Annotated in this window: 16 protein-coding genes; 8 read left to right on the top strand and 8 right to left on the bottom strand. The window is 63.3% G+C overall.

What is annotated here, in order from left to right:
• Positions 1–150 precede the first annotated feature (150 nt).
• Together I8N66_RS14440 and I8N66_RS14435 are read left to right on the top strand one after the other, a co-directional pair.
• Positions 151–1,395, top strand: coding sequence for a GGDEF domain-containing protein (locus I8N66_RS14440; protein ID WP_291154653.1), 1,245 nt, complete (start codon positions 151–153; stop codon positions 1,393–1,395).
• Positions 1,396–1,581: 186 nt separating this feature from the next.
• Positions 1,582–2,079 (top strand): CreA family protein, encoded by a 498-nt coding sequence (locus I8N66_RS14435; protein ID WP_291154651.1) that lies wholly within the window; start codon positions 1,582–1,584, stop codon positions 2,077–2,079.
• A 144-nt stretch (positions 2,080–2,223) separates the two neighbouring features.
• On the opposite strand, the gene I8N66_RS14430 is transcribed toward I8N66_RS14435, so the two are convergent.
• The 3 genes from I8N66_RS14430 to I8N66_RS14420 all read right to left on the bottom strand — a co-directional run bounded on the left by I8N66_RS14430 (position 2,224) and on the right by I8N66_RS14420 (position 5,342).
• Positions 2,224–2,526, bottom strand: a complete 303-nt coding sequence (locus tag I8N66_RS14430) for a hypothetical protein (protein ID WP_113540692.1) — start codon at positions 2,524–2,526, stop codon at positions 2,224–2,226.
• Between the two features lie 249 nt (positions 2,527–2,775).
• Entirely contained in the window at positions 2,776–3,240 is a 465-nt protein-coding gene (locus tag I8N66_RS14425) for a chemotaxis protein CheW (protein WP_113540693.1), read from the bottom strand.
• 2 nt (positions 3,241–3,242) lie between these two features.
• The gene (locus I8N66_RS14420) at positions 3,243–5,342 is read right to left on the bottom strand and encodes a methyl-accepting chemotaxis protein (RefSeq protein ID WP_291154649.1); all 2,100 of its coding nucleotides are present in this window, start codon (positions 5,340–5,342) and stop codon (positions 3,243–3,245) included.
• A gap of 365 nt (positions 5,343–5,707) precedes the next feature.
• On the opposite strand from I8N66_RS14420, the gene I8N66_RS14415 reads away from it, so the two are divergent.
• From I8N66_RS14415 to I8N66_RS14400, 4 genes are all read left to right on the top strand, one after another.
• Complete coding sequence (locus I8N66_RS14415) at positions 5,708–5,866, top strand: hypothetical protein (protein WP_291154647.1); 159 nt, start codon at positions 5,708–5,710, stop codon at positions 5,864–5,866.
• Between the two features lie 234 nt (positions 5,867–6,100).
• Positions 6,101–6,700: an SCO family protein gene (locus I8N66_RS14410; protein WP_113540696.1), complete on the top strand. Its 600-nt coding sequence runs from the start codon at positions 6,101–6,103 to the stop codon at positions 6,698–6,700.
• 168 nt (positions 6,701–6,868) lie between these two features.
• Entirely contained in the window at positions 6,869–7,744 is an 876-nt protein-coding gene (locus tag I8N66_RS14405; RefSeq protein ID WP_291154645.1) for a 50S ribosomal protein L11 methyltransferase, read from the top strand.
• Positions 7,745–8,545: 801 nt separating this feature from the next.
• Complete coding sequence (locus I8N66_RS14400; RefSeq protein WP_291154644.1) at positions 8,546–10,381, top strand: aminopeptidase P family protein; 1,836 nt, start codon at positions 8,546–8,548, stop codon at positions 10,379–10,381.
• A gap of 82 nt (positions 10,382–10,463) precedes the next feature.
• Here the strand turns inward: I8N66_RS14400 and I8N66_RS14395 are convergent, their stop codons facing one another.
• The 4 genes from I8N66_RS14395 to panC all read right to left on the bottom strand — a co-directional run bounded on the left by I8N66_RS14395 (position 10,464) and on the right by panC (position 13,439).
• Positions 10,464–10,778, bottom strand: a complete 315-nt coding sequence (locus I8N66_RS14395; protein ID WP_113540699.1) for an AzlD family protein — start codon at positions 10,776–10,778, stop codon at positions 10,464–10,466.
• Positions 10,779–10,780: 2 nt separating this feature from the next.
• Positions 10,781–11,494, bottom strand: coding sequence for an AzlC family ABC transporter permease (locus I8N66_RS14390; protein WP_113540700.1), 714 nt, complete (start codon positions 11,492–11,494; stop codon positions 10,781–10,783).
• 246 nt (positions 11,495–11,740) lie between these two features.
• Positions 11,741–12,562 carry a 3-methyl-2-oxobutanoate hydroxymethyltransferase gene (gene panB / locus I8N66_RS14385; RefSeq protein WP_113540701.1) on the bottom strand — a complete coding sequence of 274 codons (822 nt, stop codon included), beginning with the start codon at positions 12,560–12,562 and terminating at the stop codon, positions 11,741–11,743.
• Position 12,563: 1 nt separating this feature from the next.
• Positions 12,564–13,439 (bottom strand): pantoate--beta-alanine ligase, encoded by an 876-nt coding sequence (panC, locus tag I8N66_RS14380; RefSeq protein ID WP_291154641.1) that lies wholly within the window; start codon positions 13,437–13,439, stop codon positions 12,564–12,566.
• A 246-nt stretch (positions 13,440–13,685) separates the two neighbouring features.
• Here panC and I8N66_RS14375 point away from each other — a divergent pair, with 246 nt between their 5' ends.
• Complete coding sequence (locus tag I8N66_RS14375) at positions 13,686–13,985, top strand: hypothetical protein (protein ID WP_291154639.1); 300 nt, start codon at positions 13,686–13,688, stop codon at positions 13,983–13,985.
• Between the two features lie 170 nt (positions 13,986–14,155).
• On the opposite strand, the gene gcvA is transcribed toward I8N66_RS14375, so the two are convergent.
• Complete coding sequence (gene gcvA / locus I8N66_RS14370) at positions 14,156–15,064, bottom strand: transcriptional regulator GcvA (protein WP_291154637.1); 909 nt, start codon at positions 15,062–15,064, stop codon at positions 14,156–14,158.
• A gap of 132 nt (positions 15,065–15,196) precedes the next feature.
• Between gcvA and I8N66_RS14365 the strand changes: the two genes are divergently transcribed.
• Positions 15,197–15,790: amidase (locus tag I8N66_RS14365; RefSeq protein WP_365887290.1), on the top strand; the 594-nt coding region annotated here is incomplete at its 3' end.

Genomic DNA, 15,790 nt, shown 5'->3' with positions numbered 1-15,790 from the left:
GTGAACAACCGTGCCAATCCCGACCAATCGGTAAAATTGCAACGGATTTCGCCGGGTTTCGTTAAGGCGCCCTCGCTACCAATTGGCCTCGCATATCTGGCTGAGACGCAAGCCGCCTTTGTTGATTTTAGCACGACAGGCCGTTTCGAAATGAGCTTTCTCCCTGCCATATCGATCATCGCTCTTCTGGCGATGCTCCCGGTCCTTGTTTCGCTGCGGGCCTCGATGATCGAGGGCGGCACGGACTTCGCCACGGCTTGCGCATTTGCAAGCGCGGCGACCCTGTTCATGTTGCTCTCCGAGTTTCCGACGCTGCAGCCGCTGTCGCTGATCGGCCTCGTGTTTCTGGCCGGCGCCTGCCTGCTCGTGCTCTGCGGTTTTCATCATGCGCTCGGCGTGCAAAGACGCACCTCGACAGCCCTCGTCGCAGCAGGGTCCCTGGCAGTCGTCGCGCTGCTGATCGCGGCATTCGGCGCACGGAGCACCACCTTGCATGCGCTCTCCGTCATCGGCATCGTCGCCGCCTTCGTGCTGATCATCGCCGTCTGTTCGCAGCACCGGCGCCAGGCGCCCGGCCCGGTGGAGCGGCTCTGCGTCATCGCTTGCGCGGCAACCGGCTGTTCGACTCTGCTTGCGGTCACCGTGCTTTCGCCAGCCGCCCATGTGGCCGCATCAGTTCCACCTCAACCCGTCAGCTGGGACTTTGCGTGCGCCGTGATGCGCTCCTTTTACCTGCCGGCGCTCTTCCTTGGCGTGATCCTGATGATCCAGAACCGGGTGATCGCCGACCTCAAGACGGCGATCGCGCGTGACGAGTTGACGGGTGCCCTGTCGCGGCGTGCCCTGCTCGATCTTGGCCAGCGGGCGCTTGCCACCAGTCTCGCACGGCAACAGCCGGTGTCCTTCCTGCTGCTCGATCTCGATTACTTCAAGCAGATCAACGATCGTTATGGCCATGCGGTCGGCGACGCCGCGCTCGGCCACTTTGCCGGCACCGTGGCTGCCTGCCTCACCGGCCGCGGCACGCTGGGGCGCATCGGCGGCGAAGAGTTCGGAATCGTCCTGCCCAATCACACGGAAGATAAGGCCTTCACGCTCGCCGAAGAGATCGGCCGCGTGGTGCGCGACACGCCGATCGGCCGCTTCGATCGACCGATCCGGCTGACGGTGAGCATCGGCCTTGCCGAGGCCGTGCCGGGCGACACGATCAGCGACATCATGATCCGCGCCGACATGGCGCTCTACGACGCCAAGGCCGACGGGCGCGACCGCTGCACGATTGCCGGCCGCTTCCAGCCCGATGCCAGCGCGCGGGCGCTCGCTGGTGCAGCCGCGCAACTGCGCGCGGCCGACAGCCGCAGCTTCGAGCCGAGGCTGCTGCGCGATACCGGCTGACCCTGTGGCCTGCCCCTGCGACCCGTCCCCCCTGCGGCTTGTAATGCCGCGTCCTAAACCTATGTGAGCTTGGCCAAGTCATGTCTCCCCGGACCGCAACCGGTTCACCGACACACGCGGCCATTCGAAACGCCAAGGCGACCTCTCACGCGTCTGAGGGACGCGCGCCGCTGCAGGAGGAAAATCATGTTGCGTGCTGTTCGCGCTCTCTTCGTTGCCGGTCTCGCCGCCTTTGCGGCGACCGCCCTGCCCGCGCGCGCCGAAACGGTCGGCGAGGTCGGTGTCGACTGGCTCGGAAACGATATCATGGTCGATGCCGTCACCGACCCGAAGATCAAAGGCGTCACCTGCCACGTCACCTATTTCGACCGCAGCGTCATCGACAGGCTGAAGAACGGCAACTGGTTCGAGGACCCGTCGAACAACTCGATCGCCTGCCGACAGACCGGCCCGATCGAAATCGGCGACATCGATCTCTCCAAGGAAGGCGAGGAAGTGTTTCGCGCCGGGCTTTCGCTCGTCTGGAAGAACCTGCTGGTCACACGGATTTACGACCGCAAGAACGATACGTTGATCTATCTCGCGCATTCACGTGAATTGACCGATGGCTCGGCCAAGATGTCGATCACCACCATTCCGCTCTACGGACAGACGGTAACCTGGCAGAACGGAAAGCCGCAGTAGCAGCGGCCCTGCCGCCTGTATAAGCCTGCAAGGCAATCCGTCATGGAGGTGTGAAGCGCCCGCCCCTTCACGGACGCTTCCGGAACCTCGTCAGAGCGGAACGAGGCGAAGTGTGTGGGAGCACCTCGTCCCGGATCTGCGTGCTCAATAGGACGTCGGCGGGACTATGCCCTGATAGTAGTCGCCATCACCGCCCTGATAACCGCCGAACGGCTGACGTTCACGATAGATCGGGGTCGGCGTAGAGGTTCTGCTGATGCTGCCCGTCGCCATCGTATCGACCGGCGCAGCGTAGTGCTTCGTCATCGGCGTGGTCTTGTGCATGTTCTGCGTTCCGGGAGGATTGTTGGAGTCGATGCCCGGATAATAGCTATCGGCCAAAGCCGGCCCGGCTACCAGCATCGTTACGGAGAACGCGACTAAAAGTTTCCTGACAGAGATTGTCATGAGTTCAACTCCTGTTTGGGGACAGGCACCCGGCCTCCATTCGGGCACCCAGCAACACCGCTAAATTAGTACAAGTATTGCTGCCAGCCACATGACGTTTTGTCACAATGGCATCGCCCAAGCGTGAAGATCATTGCTGAAGTTTAACTTGACCGGAGACTCCCCCAAACTGCCCGAGCAGAGCCGAAACGCAAAGTACCCCGGCGGCGATGCCACCGGGGTACTTGTCAATTCTACCGGCAGTCGAACTCAGGCTGCCTGCGCCAGTTCGTCGGCGATGACCGTGTCGAGGTTGAGGAAGCAGACCATGGTCTTTTCCAATGCGACGATGCCACGGCAGAAGGCGCGCTGTGCTTCCGGAATGATCTCCGGCGCCGGCTGCAGCGCCTCGCTCTTGATCGTCATCATGTCGGAGACCTGCTCGACCAGCAGGCCGACGAGCTTTCCGGCGATGTCGGTGACGATGATCGCCGAGCGTTCCGACGGTTCGGTCATCTTCATGCCGAGGCGCGCTGCCATGTCGATGACCGGGATCACCGCGCCGCGCAGGTTGATGAGGCCGAGCACGTAGGGCGGCGTGTGCGGCATCGGGGTTACCGGCGCCCAGCCGCGGATTTCGCGGATCGCCATGATGTCGATGCAGAATTCCTGGTCGCCGAGATGGAACGATACGATTTCGAGATAGGCGCCGGACTGCTTGATTGCGTTTGTCATGGTCAGAATTCTTCCCAGTTCTCACCGGAGGCCGTCGTCGACGGCACGGAGCCCGGTTTGTTGCCGAATGCGCCCGCCAGCTTGCCCATCAGGGCCTTTGCGGGAGATGGAGTTGGAAACGACGCCATTTTGGCGGTGCCGATCTTGCGCAGCGGCACCGCTTCGCTGGTGCCCTTGGCGGCTGGCCGCTGAACGGTCGAAGCCGGAGATATCTTCGCCTGCACCGGGGCGGCCGTCCTTGCCAATGGCGCTGCCGGCGCCGGCGCCAGGGTGGGCATGACACGCTGCATCGTGTGGCCCTCGCGGAACTGGCCGACGAGGCCAGTGAGGCGCTCGGCGTCCTGCGCCAGCGTATGGCTCGATGCATTGGTCTGCTCGACCATGGCCGCATTCTGCTGCGTCATCTGGTCGAGCTGCCCGACGGCGGTGCTGATCTCGTTGAGACCGGTCGACTGTTCGCGGGCCGCCATGACGATCGAGGTCATGTGTTCGTTGATGCGCGCCACGTCGGTGCCGATCCGGCCAAGCGCCTCGCCCGTCGCCCGGACGAGCTTGACACCGCTGCCGACCTCGTTGCCGGAGCGGCTGACGAGCGCCTTGATATCCTTGGCGGCACCGGCGGCGCGCTGCGCCAGCTCGCGCACCTCCTGCGCGACCACGGCGAAGCCCTTTCCGGCTTCGCCTGCTCGCGCCGCCTCGACGCCGGCGTTCAGCGCCAGAAGGTTGGTCTGGAAGGCGATCTCGTCGATGACGTTGATGATCTTGCCGATCTCGTTCGAAGCACTTTCGATGCGCGCCATGGCGGCGATCGCCTCGCCGACGATACGGCCGGATTCTTCCGCATTGGTGCGCGTCTCGCCGACCATGCGGCTTGCCTCTTCGGCGCGCTGTGTCGCGGTGCGCACCGTCACGGTGATTTCATCGAGTGCCGCCGAAGTCTGTTCCAGCGAAGCGGCCTGCCGCTCGGTGCGGCGCGCCAGATCGTCGGCAGCACTGCGCATCTGCCGGCCGTTGGATTCGATCGAGAGCGCATTTTCCTTGACGCTCGAAAGCACGACACGGAGCCGTTCGACCGTCTGGTTGAAATTCTGGCGGAGCTGATCGAGGTTGCCGTCGAAGGGCCGGTCGATCGCAACGGCGAGATCGCCATCGGCAAGCTGCGTCAGGGCACGGCCGAGATTGTCGATCGCCGCCTGGATGCGGCGCACCGCCTCCTCGCGCTCGTTCTGCTGCTCCTCGCGCTCCTTCTCGATTTCGCGCCGGCTGCGTGCAGCACTCTGTTCGAGCGACTGCTTCTCGATCGCCGACAGGCGGAAGAGATCGACAGAGCGCGCCATGGCGCCGATTTCGTCGCCGCGGTCGAGCGCCTCGACCTTGGCTGCAAGATCACCGTTCTGGATCTGCTGCATGCCATTGCGCAGGTTGAGAATGCCGGCGCGGAGCGTGCTGCCGTGGAACCAGAGCAGATAAAGCAGCGTCGCCATCGCCAGCAGTCCCGCGGCTACCTGAAGCTGGAACGCCTGGTCGGACACCGTGCGCGCCTCGGCAACGCGCGCCTGCACCAATGCGGTCGCGGCTTCGGAAAGTCCGGTCAATGCCGTGGCGACCCGTTCGCCGGCGCCATCGATCGCATCGTCTATCTTGCCGAAGTCGTCGGTCGAAGCCTTGCCTTCGATCAGCATCTTCAGGTCCGTGCCGATCGCCCGGCGCAGTTCCGCGACATCGGCGTCATAGGTCGAAAGCGCATCGGTGCGACCGAGCAGCTGGGCAAGCGCCTTGATATCGGCGGATTTCGTTTCGAGCAGTTTCAGGATGCCGGCAATGCTTGCGGCACGCGCCGGCTGGATTGCTCCCTCGTCGCGATCGATGATGCTGTCCATCGCATTGAGCACGAGATTGGTCGTCGCAAGGCGAATTTCGTCGACGGTCGTCAGGCCGTTCTGCGCCGCGATCGCACCGTGCAATGCGTCATTCGCACGACTGCCCTCATACCAGCCAACCCCGAGCACGGAGCCAAAGCCGACAAAAGCGGCGCCGGCAAGCGTCGCCAGCCGCTGGCTCACGGAAAGATTGCGTTTCAGGGAGGGAGATGTGGCAGTCATAGGGAGTCCATGGTCACGGATCCGCGTGCTGCGGAGTCCTCCTACGATCGATACGGAAAACCGGGGCCGATAAAGCCGGCTGACCTCATGTCATATCGGAGAGCGAACACTCCTCCCGCGTGGAAAAACACTGTCAAACAGACCTTAAACATTCGCTAAGGCGGGCGCCCAATCCCCAGGGAAAACGGCTATTTCAATATTTGCGCATATGCGCTGCAAGCCCTGGTTTTCCAGCACTTGCAGACACAATCGTTCGGGGCTCCGGAACCATTTCCACCATTTTCGGGCGCCCGACTACCGATCCCCGAAGACACTTGGAAAACGGCCCGCCTTCCCCTTGCCCCATGAACTGCTATGATGACGCCATGAACACGAAGACCCAGCGCTCGATCCGCCTTCCCCTTGCCGCAAGCCTTGCGGCCGGGGTCGCTGTTGTCATGCTGCTTGCCTTCCGCGGCTGGATGGAGAACGGCGCCGAGATGTTCCTGGCGCTTGCCCAGTCGGGCCTTTCCTGGTGCTTCTAGAGCGACCACAATCCTGTGACTTGCCCTCTCCTCGGATTTAACCCGAGGACTAACCTTCTCCCGGCATGCGGGGAGAAGGTCGCCGCAGCGGAATGAGCGGCGGTCCGTAACGAGCGAGGTTACTCACCACAACCTGCGGCAATTGTCCCATTTGCGCGCCCCCGGTGAAGGCGGTATCAAGAAGCGATCAACCGGACATGGCCATCGCTGGCCCCAACTAAATCGGTAGCACGCATGAAAACCATCCGCATCGTCCTCTGGGCCGCCGTCGTCGTCATGGCGGGTATCCTGGGCTGGCTGACCTATGAAATGACCCAGTCGAAGCAGCAGGCTGCCTCCGGCCCCTTCGGCGTTCCCTTCACGCTGGTCGCCCAGGACGGCAAGGAAATCACCGAGAAGGCCTTCACCGGCAAACCGACCGCCCTCTTCTTCGGCTTCACCCATTGCCCCGAGGTCTGCCCGACGACGCTGTTCGAGCTGAACGGCTGGCTGGAAAAGGTCGATCCCGAAGGCAACAAGCTGCAGGCCTATTTCATCACCGTCGATCCCGAGCGCGACACGCCGGAAATACTCGGCCAGTACGTTTCCAACGTCTCCAAGCGTATCACCGGCATTTCCGGCCCGGCCGACAAGGTCATGGAAATGGTCAAGGGCTTCCGCGTCTATGCCAAGAAGGTGCCGGTCGACGCGGCCCAGCCGAATGGCGACTACACCATGGACCATACGGCCTCCGTCTTCCTGCTCGACGCCAACGGCCATTTCTCCGGCACGATCGCCTATGAGGAGAACCCGGAAACGGCGGTCAAGAAGCTGGAAAACCTGACCAAGGGCTAAGCCCCTTTTATCGTGACGTGAAGTTGCAAGCGCCGGCCCTGTCCGGCGCTTTGCCTTTGAGGGGCAATCGTGATAGCGCACAGCACACGATTGCCGCCGCCCAGCGCGCCGCCTTTACGGCATGGCTCGATGCGGGACGCGCGGATTGCCAGCCCGAAGGACAGAGCCTTGAGTGAGATCAGACTTTTCGTCACCACCACCGAGAAGCAAGCAGAATCCGTCCTCGACCGCCTGAGCGAGGTCTTCGGCGAAGAGGACTTTGCCATCGGCACGACGGAAGTCGATGAAAAGCGTGACGTCTGGGAAGCCTCGATCTACATGATGATCGCCGACGAGGCGGGCGTGAGCGAACGGCTCACCGAGGCGCTTGCCGCAGATTTCGCCCATCTTCCGATCGAGCGCGAAGTGCTGCCGGATATCGACTGGATCGCCAAGTCGCTGGAAGGCCTGGCGCCGGTGCGCGCCGGCCGCTTCGTCGTGCACGGCTCGCATGACCGAGACAAGGTGAAGACCGGCGAAATCGCCATCGAGATCGACGCCGGCCAGGCCTTCGGCACCGGCCATCACGGCACGACAGCCGGCTGCCTCGAAGTGCTGGCCACCGTCGCGCGGACCCGCACCGTGCGCAACGTGCTCGACCTCGGCACCGGCAGCGGCGTGCTCGCAATCGCCGCCTGGAAGCTGATGCACGTGCCGGTGCTTGCCACCGACATCGACCCGATCGCCACCCGCGTCGCCGAAGAAAACGCCCGGGTGAACGGCGTCGTCACCGGCATGACCTTTGCGACCGCCCCCGGCTTCCACTCCACCGCCTTCAGCGCCAACGGCCCCTTCGATCTCATCATCGCCAATATCCTGGCCCGCCCGCTGATGAAGATGGCGCCGCAGCTCGTCGCCAACCTCGCCCCCGGCGGCTCGGTCATTCTCTCAGGCATTCTCGCCGAACAGCGCTGGAAGGTGCTCGCCCATTACAACGGCCAGCACCTGCGCCACGTCCGCACCATCTGGCGCAACGGCTGGGTGACGATTCATCTGGAGAAGTGAGGCGAACGGGCGCCTGGGACTGCCTTCATTGTTGATGTGACAGCCCCTAATCCGCCTGTCGGCACCTTCTCCCCGCAGGCGGGGCAAAGGGTCATCGCGGCGCTCTTTTGCCCAATCATCACACGCGGCTTGTCGCCAAGCCATGCCGAACTGTGTCCCGGGCCTCCGGCCCGTCCCCTCGCCCCGCCTGCGTGGAGAGGGTTGGGTTGAGGGGTAATCTTCAAAGAAATTCAGCGGTGCCAATGTTTCGACAATGCTCTGTGAAGGCAACGAGCACGGACGGGACGGCAAACGGAGCGTCAAACAACAAACCCGGAAAAACGAAAAGGCCGCCGCGTCTATCATGACGGGCGGCCTTTCGAAACAAAGGCGATGCCAGTGGCATCGCCTGCTGGTTGGCTTGTGGCCAACCATGCCCGCGAGCCTGAGGAGGAGGAGTGCTCGAGCGGGCGTCTACCGTTCCGAAGCTGACCACCCTTGAGGGAGGAGGAGAACAGAGTGACCAACTATTCTCGGAACCGCAGCTTTTTGAACCACCGGATGTTCGTCCGTGTTCGTTGAGGCGGCTTATAAACCATTATTCCGATAGAGAAAGGGATTTCTGAGCATGGGTGCCATGCACTGAGCGCATATGTATGGTAAATGGGCAATTGCTCTCGTATCGCAGCACAACTCCAGCTTTGCACGGAGCGGGGATCAGGCCGCCCCGCAGGATATCGCCTCTTTCCTCCAAAGGGCCATTTCCGCTAACATGACCCATCTTTTCCCGCGGTTTGCCGCTCAATCTACCGGAATTCCCCCATGTTTCAGTCTTTTGAAGTCACCTCCACGCCGCAATTCGGCAAGGAGCGCACCGAAGCCCTGCGCGCGTCCTTCGCAGCTCTCGGCATCGACGGCTTTCTCGTGCCGCGCGCCGACGAGTTCCAGGGTGAATATGTGCCCGCCTCCTCCGAGCGCCTCTCGTGGCTGACGGGCTTCACCGGTTCGGCCGGCGTCGCCCTCATCACCAAGCGTGAAGCCGTCGTCTTCGTCGACGGCCGTTACGTCACCCAGCTGAAGGAGCAGGTCGACGGCTCCGTCTTTACCGGTGGCGACCTCATCGGCGAACCGCCGCATCTCTGGCTGGAGAACCACGGCTCCAAGGGCTTCAAGCTCGGCATCGATCCCTGGGTGCACACCGGCGCGGAGGTGCGCCGGCTGGAAAAGGCGCTCGCGACGCTCGGCGGCTCGCTCGTCTTCCTCGATCACAACCCGCTCGACAAGATCTGGGCGAACCGCCCCGCAGCCCCGCTCGGCAAGGTCACCATCCAGCCGATCGAGCATGCCGGCGAACTGGCCAAGGACAAGATCGCAAGAATCGCTGCGGGCCTTTCCAAGGCCGACGCGAGCACCGTGGTGCTGACGGATCCCTCCTCGGTCGCCTGGGCCTTCAACATCCGCGGGTCCGACGTGCCGCATACGCCGCATCCGCTCGCCCGCGCGATCATCCACGCCGACGGCCGCGCCGAGCTTTTCCTCGACAAGCGCAAGACCGGCATCGAGCAGGAAGCCTATCTCACCCAGATCGCCGAGATCGTCGCACCTTCGACCTTTGACGACCGCCTGCGCGCACTGGGCACCGCCGGTGCCGCAGTCATGCTCGATCCGGACCTCGCCTCCTTCGCCATCTCCGAGCTGATCCGCACCAAGGGCGGCAAGGTGGTCGAAGCGGTCGACCCGGCCCGCCTGCCCCGTGCCCAGAAGAACAAGGCCGAGATCGACGGCTCGACCCGTGCCCACCTGCAGGATGGCGCCGCCATGGTCGAGTTCCTCGCCTGGCTGGACAAGCAGCAGCCCGGCACGGTCACCGAGATCGGCGCCACCAACCAGCTCGAATCTGCCCGCGCCACCGTCGGCGAGCGCATGCAGAACCCGCTGAAGGACATCTCCTTCGACACGATCTCCGGTGCCGGCGCGCATGCGGCGATCATGCACTACCGCGTGACGACCGCTACCGACCAGGCGATCGAAGCGGGCACCATGTTCCTGATCGATTCCGGCGCGCAGTACATCAACGGCACCACCGACATCACCCGCACTGTGGCGATCGGCGCGGTACCTGAGGAACAGAAGCGCTTCTTCACGCTGGTGTTGAAGGGCATGATCGCGATCAGCACGGCTCGCTTCCCCAAGGGGTCGCGCGGCGTGGACCTCGATCCGTTGGCCCGTATCGCGCTCTGGAAGGCAGGCGCCGACTATGCCCACGGCACCGGCCACGGCGTCGGCTCCTATCTCTCGGTGCATGAGGGCCCGCAGCGTATCGCCCGGCTTTCCACGCAGGAGCTTCTGCCCGGCATGATCCTTTCGAACGAGCCCGGCTACTACCGCCCCGGCGCCTTCGGCATCCGCATCGAAAACCTCATCGTGGTGCAGCCGGCAGCAATGGTGGACGGTGGCGACCTGCCGATGCTCGGCTTCGACACGATCACCTATTGCCCGATCGACCGCCGCCTGGTGCTGCCGGCACTGCTGACCGACGAGGAACTCGACTGGCTCAACGCCTATCACGCCGAGACGCGTGAGAAACTCACGCCGCTGCTTGCCAGCGACGACACCCGCGCCTGGCTGAAGGCCGCGACGGAAGCGCTTTCACGCTGAGTCAGGCAGTCACTGCAAAAACGATGACGCCGCGCTCTCTGGGCGCGGCGTTTTGCTTTTCCCATATCGGATGCTGCGAGCCCTACATCACCAGGTGCCGGATCACCATCACCACGACCCAGCCGATAACGAGCATGCGCAGCGTCGAGAGGTTCAGCCCGAGCGCTATGGCAAAGGCGATGAACATGGCGATCGTCACGTCGAGCCCGCCATAGACGAAGGCCGGAGCCACCAGCGTCGTCAGCACGGCCGCCGGAACGGCGTTCAGCGCCGCTTCCAGCCGCGGCGGGATCTGCTTCATCTGGGTGATCAGGATGTAGCCACCGAAGCGCGTCAGGAAGGTCGCGACGGCCGCCGCGATGATCAGGTAGATGAGATTGAGATGTTGCGGGTCCATGCTCAAGCCTCCTTCTCGACAACCGGCGCCGCGGCCTGTCCGCTTGGCGGCAGGATGGCGGCAAGCAAGATGCCCGCGAGCGCGCCGATGCTGACATGCCAGGGCGAGCCGACGAAATGCATGCCGGCAACCGACGCCAGTGCCGAGACGGAAACGATCGGCAGGAAGCGGTCGCGCTTGCGGAAGCCCATGACCAGCCCCATGAAATAGACCGGCAGCAGCACGTCGAGGCCGATCGCCTTGGGATCGCCGATCATCTGCCCGAAGATCGCTCCGACCAGCGTGTTGATGATCCAGGGGACATAGATGACGAGGCCGAAGCCGAGGTACCAGGCAAAGGTGATTGGCAAGCCACGCTCGCCGCGCTTCTCGGTCTCCGCATATTGCGGATCGACCAGCAGGAAGAAGGCAAGGAACTTCTGCCCGAAGGTGAAGTGCCGGACATATTTGGCGATCGAGGCCGAATAGAGCACGTGGCGGAAGTTGACGGCAAAGACCGAGAGCACGACCAGCCAGGGCTGGACGTGATTGCCGAAGAGCTCGATGCCGACCATCTGGCTGGCACCTGCATAGACCGTCGCGCTCATGAACACGGCATCCGCGATGGTAAAGCCGTTGTCCACCGCAAGCGCGCCGAACAGCGCACCGAAGGGCGACGCCGCCAGCATGATGGGAAAGCCGCCGCGGACCCCTTCCCAGAATTCATCTTTTTTCATGGAAACCTCCGCCGGCCGAGGCGATGAGGTGCGCCGAGCGGCCGGTGCCGGACTGATAGGCGCTCACGCCCCCGGCAACAATTCAAATGCGCTGATACAATGATTGAATTTTATGATGCCTGACGGCGGCAGGCTTGAACGAAATGCGCATCGCACGAAAAATCGCTGCGCTTTGCCTGCACAAAGCAGCGGCCCGTGGGGACCGCTGCCCTTGCTTCGCCTGGGCCTCAGGTCTTCGCCTGGCCCTTACTTTTTCGCCTGAAACGTATGTTCGATGCCCGGGAAGCTGCGCGCCTTTACCTCTGCCGCATAGGCCTCGGCCGCCTTGGAGATCGCCGGGGCGAGCTCGGCGAAGTGCTTGACGAAGCGCGGCTTGAAATCGTTGAAGAGGCCGAGCATGTCGTCGGAGACGAGGATCTGGCCGTCGCAGGCGGGTGACGCACCGATGCCGATGGTTGGCGAGCGCAGCTCAGCAGTGATGTCACGGGCGACCGGCTCGACCGTGCCCTCGATGACAATCGCAAAGGCACCGGCATCGTCGATCGCCTTGGCGTCGCGGTGGATTTTTGCCACTTCCTTGTCATTGCGACCAACCGAGCGATAACCGCCTGTCGTGTTGACGAGCTGCGGCATCAGCCCGACATGACCGAGAACCGGAATACCCCGGCTGACGAGAAACTCGACCGTCTCGGCCATCTCCGCGCCACCCTCGAGCTTCACCGCGCTGCAGCCGGTTTCCTTGAGGATGCGCGCGGCACTGCGGAACGCCTGTTCCTTCGATTCCTGATAGGAGCCGAAAGGCATGTCGATGACGACGCAGGCGCGCTCCGAGCCGCGCATGACCGCCTGGCCATGGGCGATCATCATTTCCAGCGTCACGCCGACGGTCGTATCCAGCCCGTAGAGCACCATGCCGACGGAATCGCCGACCAGCAGGAAATCCACATGCGGATCGAGCAACCGGGCAATCGGCGTCGTGTAGGCGGTAAGGCTGACGATCGGGCGATCGCCCTTCAGCGCTTCGATGTTGGCGGGGCTGAGCCGGCGCTTGGCGGTTTGCACGCTCATGTCAGGCAACCTTTGCAAAATGCGCGGATTTCGGGGCGATCACGCGATTGTCGAGTAGTTTGGTCGTGCCGAAGCGCACAAAGAGCAGCAGCAGCACCGGACGGTCGCCGATCGTTTCGATCGTCTCCAGCGTCTCCGGATCCCTGACGGCAACGACTTCCGGCTTGGCCAAGGGTTCGCTGGCCAGAAACGCGGCAACCGCCTTTTCGAGTGCCGCGACGTCGCTGACGCCGGAGGCAACCAGCCGTTCTGCCTCTTCCAGCGCCTTCGGCACGATCGCCGCGGCGCGGCGCTCTTCGGGCGTCAGGTAAACATTGCGCGACGAGCAGGCGAGCCCATCGGCCTCGCGCACCGTCGGCACGCCGATGACGGTCACCGGCTGGGCGAGGTCTTCCACCATGCGGCGGATGATCTGCAATTGCTGGAAATCCTTCTCGCCGAAATAGGCGCGGTCCGGCTGGACGATATTGAAGAGCTTGGTGACCACCGTGGCGACACCGGCGAAATGGCCGGGGCGGACCGACCCTTCAAGCTCGCTGCCGAGTGTCGGCACGTCGACCACCGTTTCCATCGGCCGCGGATACATGTCGTCAACCCCGGGCGCGAAGAGATAGTCGACGCTGCCCGTTTCCAGCATCGCCTGGTCGCGGGCGAGATCGCGCGGATACTTGGAGAGATCTTCGTTTGCGCCGAACTGCAACGGATTGACGAAGATGCTGGCGACGACGATGTCGTTTTCCTCGCGCGCGCGGCGCATCAGTTCCATATGGCCGACATGCAGGTAGCCCATGGTCGGCACCAGGCCGACCGACTTGCCTGCGCGGCGATGTTCCGCAAGCGCAAAGCGCAGTTCGGCGATGGTGGTGAAAGTCTTCATCTCCGGACCCTCCAATCCGCGAACGCCCGACCCGAAAGGGTAGCGGCGCCCTGCCCTGCGACAAGCGGCAAGCCTGCTGCGTCAGTGGGCATCAGCACAAATTTCGGCTGCAATCCTCTATCTTGTGCAGCGCAAAAAAACAATTGGATTGATGACAGCTTCGTGACGCCGTGCCGCGCTTGACTTCCATCGACAGCCTGTCACGGTTGGCCCTCGACGCGACTGCAACTCACGCTGGAGAAAGAGATGAAGACCTGCCTGCGCGCCCTTGGGATCCTGCTGCCGGCGCTCGCCTTCGCCGGTGCGGCCGAAGCCAAGATTCCGCTCGTCAACGCCACCTGCCCCGGCAAGATCGAGGTTCACGCCGATGAAGGCGGGCCGGTCTACATCAACGGCAAGGAAGCCAAGCTCAAGATATTCAACGACAACTACTACGAAGCGCATGGCGCTGGCGTTACCATCTCCTTGAGCATCAATCCCGATGGATCACCAAGCGTCTCCTACACCGGCAAAGGCGGTGCCAACGGCGTCTGCACGCTGAACTAGGGCGCACGAACCCGACGGCGACCGAGAACGGCTACGACCCGGATCGAAAATCCGACCGCACCGAAAGCGGCAAAGGGCGTTGACCGTCCCGGCGCTCGGACGTGTTCGCACTTGCGTAAAGCCTTGCCAACGGTGGCGAGCGGCAACGAAGCCGCGCGACTGTCCCGTGATCAGCCCCGCGGCGCTGCACTCGGGTCTGTGCGGATCGCGTCGAGAACCCATTCGCGAAAGGCTGCGATCTTAGGCTGTGCGGCGTTCGCCTCGGGATAGACGAGATAGTAGGCGAAAGCCTCGATATGCGTTTCTTCGGCCAGTTGGAGCAGCCGCCCCGCTTCGATGTCCGGCACCACCATCGCTGCTGGCAGCAGGCCCGCCCCAAGCCCCGCGATCACGCCCTGCAACAGAAGGCCGGTGTCATCGAAAGAAGGCCCGAGCGGCAGCACCGTTTCTGCGAGATTCTGCGCCTGCAGCCAGAGGCTCCACCCTTTCCGGTCGGCGTCCTGCACCTTCGGCCAGGAGGCCAAATCCGCGGGACTCGTCGGCAGTCCCAGGCGCTCGACCAATGCCCTTGCAGCAACAGGCACCATCTCGACCGAAAGCACGTGATCGCTGCGCAGCCCCGGATAGCGGCCATGACCATGGCGAAAGGCGACGTCGATGCCGCTGCGCGAAAAGTCGACCAGCGCGTTGCTGGTGACGATCTGCAGGTCGATCTCGGGATGGACATCGCGAAACGACGCCATGCGCGGAACGAGCCAAGCGGACGCGAAGAACGACGTGGCGCTGACCGTGAGCACGCCGTTGTCGGCCGAATTGGCGACACGCTTCGATGCCTCGGTGATCTGACGGAAAGCGTTGCGCACCGGCGGCAGGTAATCCCGCCCCGCATCCGTCAGGAAGATGCCGCGATTCACCCGAACGAATAGCCTGACGCCGAGATGCTGTTCCAGCACCTTCAACATCTGGCTGACTGCGCCCGGCGTCACGCACAGCTCTTCGGCCGCAGCCTTCACCGAGAGGTGGCGGGCAGCAGCCTCGAAGGCGCGCAGTGCGTTCAGGGGTGGGAGCTTCGAATCCATAATTTAGAAATTCTAACCTGAATCCCGCATTATTTATGGTTTGTCCCTGCCAAAATAACCGGAATATAAGGCTTCATGCAACCGGTCTCATCGCACAGGCGCCCGGAAATTGAGTGAGGAATTATAATGCTAATGTCAGAAAGCAGTCTCGATCCCACCGTGCCGGGAGGATCAACCGCGATGACGGCCGACACCACTGGGCTTGCCTATCTTGGGCTGACGGAGATCGGAGCCTTGATCCGCGATCGGGCTCTCACCTCGCGAGACGTGGTCGAGGCCCAGCTTCGGCGTATTGCGGCACTCGACAAGGAGCTCAAGAGCTACGTCCTCGTGCTTGAGGATTCGGCCCGGGTTCAAGCCGACGAGGCTGACAGCGAAATTGCAGCAGGACGGTATCGCGGCCCGCTCCATGGCGTGCCGATTGCCGTCAAGGATCTGTTCTGGCTGAAGGGCGAGCCGACTGCGGCGGGCACCACGGTCCACCGGACCTTCGTGCCGGACGAAGACGCAACGGTGGTGCGGCGTCTACGCGAAGCCGGCGCGGTGCTGATCGGCAAGACGCAGTTGTCCGAAGGCGCCTATTCCGACCACCACCCCTCGGTGACGCCGCCGCGGAACCCCTGGGATGGCGATTACTGGCCGGGCATCTCCTCGAGCGGCTCAGGCGTGGCAACGGCGGCGGGGCTTTGCTACGGCGCGCTAGCCTCCGACACCGGCGGCTCCATC

Source organism: Ensifer sp. SSB1, assembly GCF_016652895.1.
Lineage (GTDB): Bacteria > Pseudomonadota > Alphaproteobacteria > Rhizobiales > Rhizobiaceae > Ensifer.
The sequence above is the reverse complement of the archived record's forward strand: the minus strand, read 5'-3'. Positions and strand labels throughout refer to the sequence as shown.

Coding starts and splice junctions, on each gene's coding strand:
- I8N66_RS14440 (WP_291154653.1), top strand. CDS start 151: ATGAGCTTTCTCCCTGCCATATCGATCATCGCTCTTCTGGCGATGCTC.
- I8N66_RS14435 (WP_291154651.1), top strand. CDS start 1,582: ATGTTGCGTGCTGTTCGCGCTCTCTTCGTTGCCGGTCTCGCCGCCTTT.
- I8N66_RS14430 (WP_113540692.1), bottom strand. CDS start 2,526: ATGACAATCTCTGTCAGGAAACTTTTAGTCGCGTTCTCCGTAACGATG.
- I8N66_RS14425 (WP_113540693.1), bottom strand. CDS start 3,240: ATGACAAACGCAATCAAGCAGTCCGGCGCCTATCTCGAAATCGTATCG.
- I8N66_RS14420 (WP_291154649.1), bottom strand. CDS start 5,342: ATGACTGCCACATCTCCCTCCCTGAAACGCAATCTTTCCGTGAGCCAG.
- I8N66_RS14415 (WP_291154647.1), top strand. CDS start 5,708: ATGAACACGAAGACCCAGCGCTCGATCCGCCTTCCCCTTGCCGCAAGC.
- I8N66_RS14410 (WP_113540696.1), top strand. CDS start 6,101: ATGAAAACCATCCGCATCGTCCTCTGGGCCGCCGTCGTCGTCATGGCG.
- I8N66_RS14400 (WP_291154644.1), top strand. CDS start 8,546: ATGTTTCAGTCTTTTGAAGTCACCTCCACGCCGCAATTCGGCAAGGAG.
- I8N66_RS14395 (WP_113540699.1), bottom strand. CDS start 10,778: ATGGACCCGCAACATCTCAATCTCATCTACCTGATCATCGCGGCGGCC.
- I8N66_RS14390 (WP_113540700.1), bottom strand. CDS start 11,494: ATGAAAAAAGATGAATTCTGGGAAGGGGTCCGCGGCGGCTTTCCCATC.
- panB (WP_113540701.1), bottom strand. CDS start 12,562: ATGAGCGTGCAAACCGCCAAGCGCCGGCTCAGCCCCGCCAACATCGAA.
- panC (WP_291154641.1), bottom strand. CDS start 13,439: ATGAAGACTTTCACCACCATCGCCGAACTGCGCTTTGCGCTTGCGGAA.
- I8N66_RS14375 (WP_291154639.1), top strand. CDS start 13,686: ATGAAGACCTGCCTGCGCGCCCTTGGGATCCTGCTGCCGGCGCTCGCC.
- gcvA (WP_291154637.1), bottom strand. CDS start 15,064: ATGGATTCGAAGCTCCCACCCCTGAACGCACTGCGCGCCTTCGAGGCT.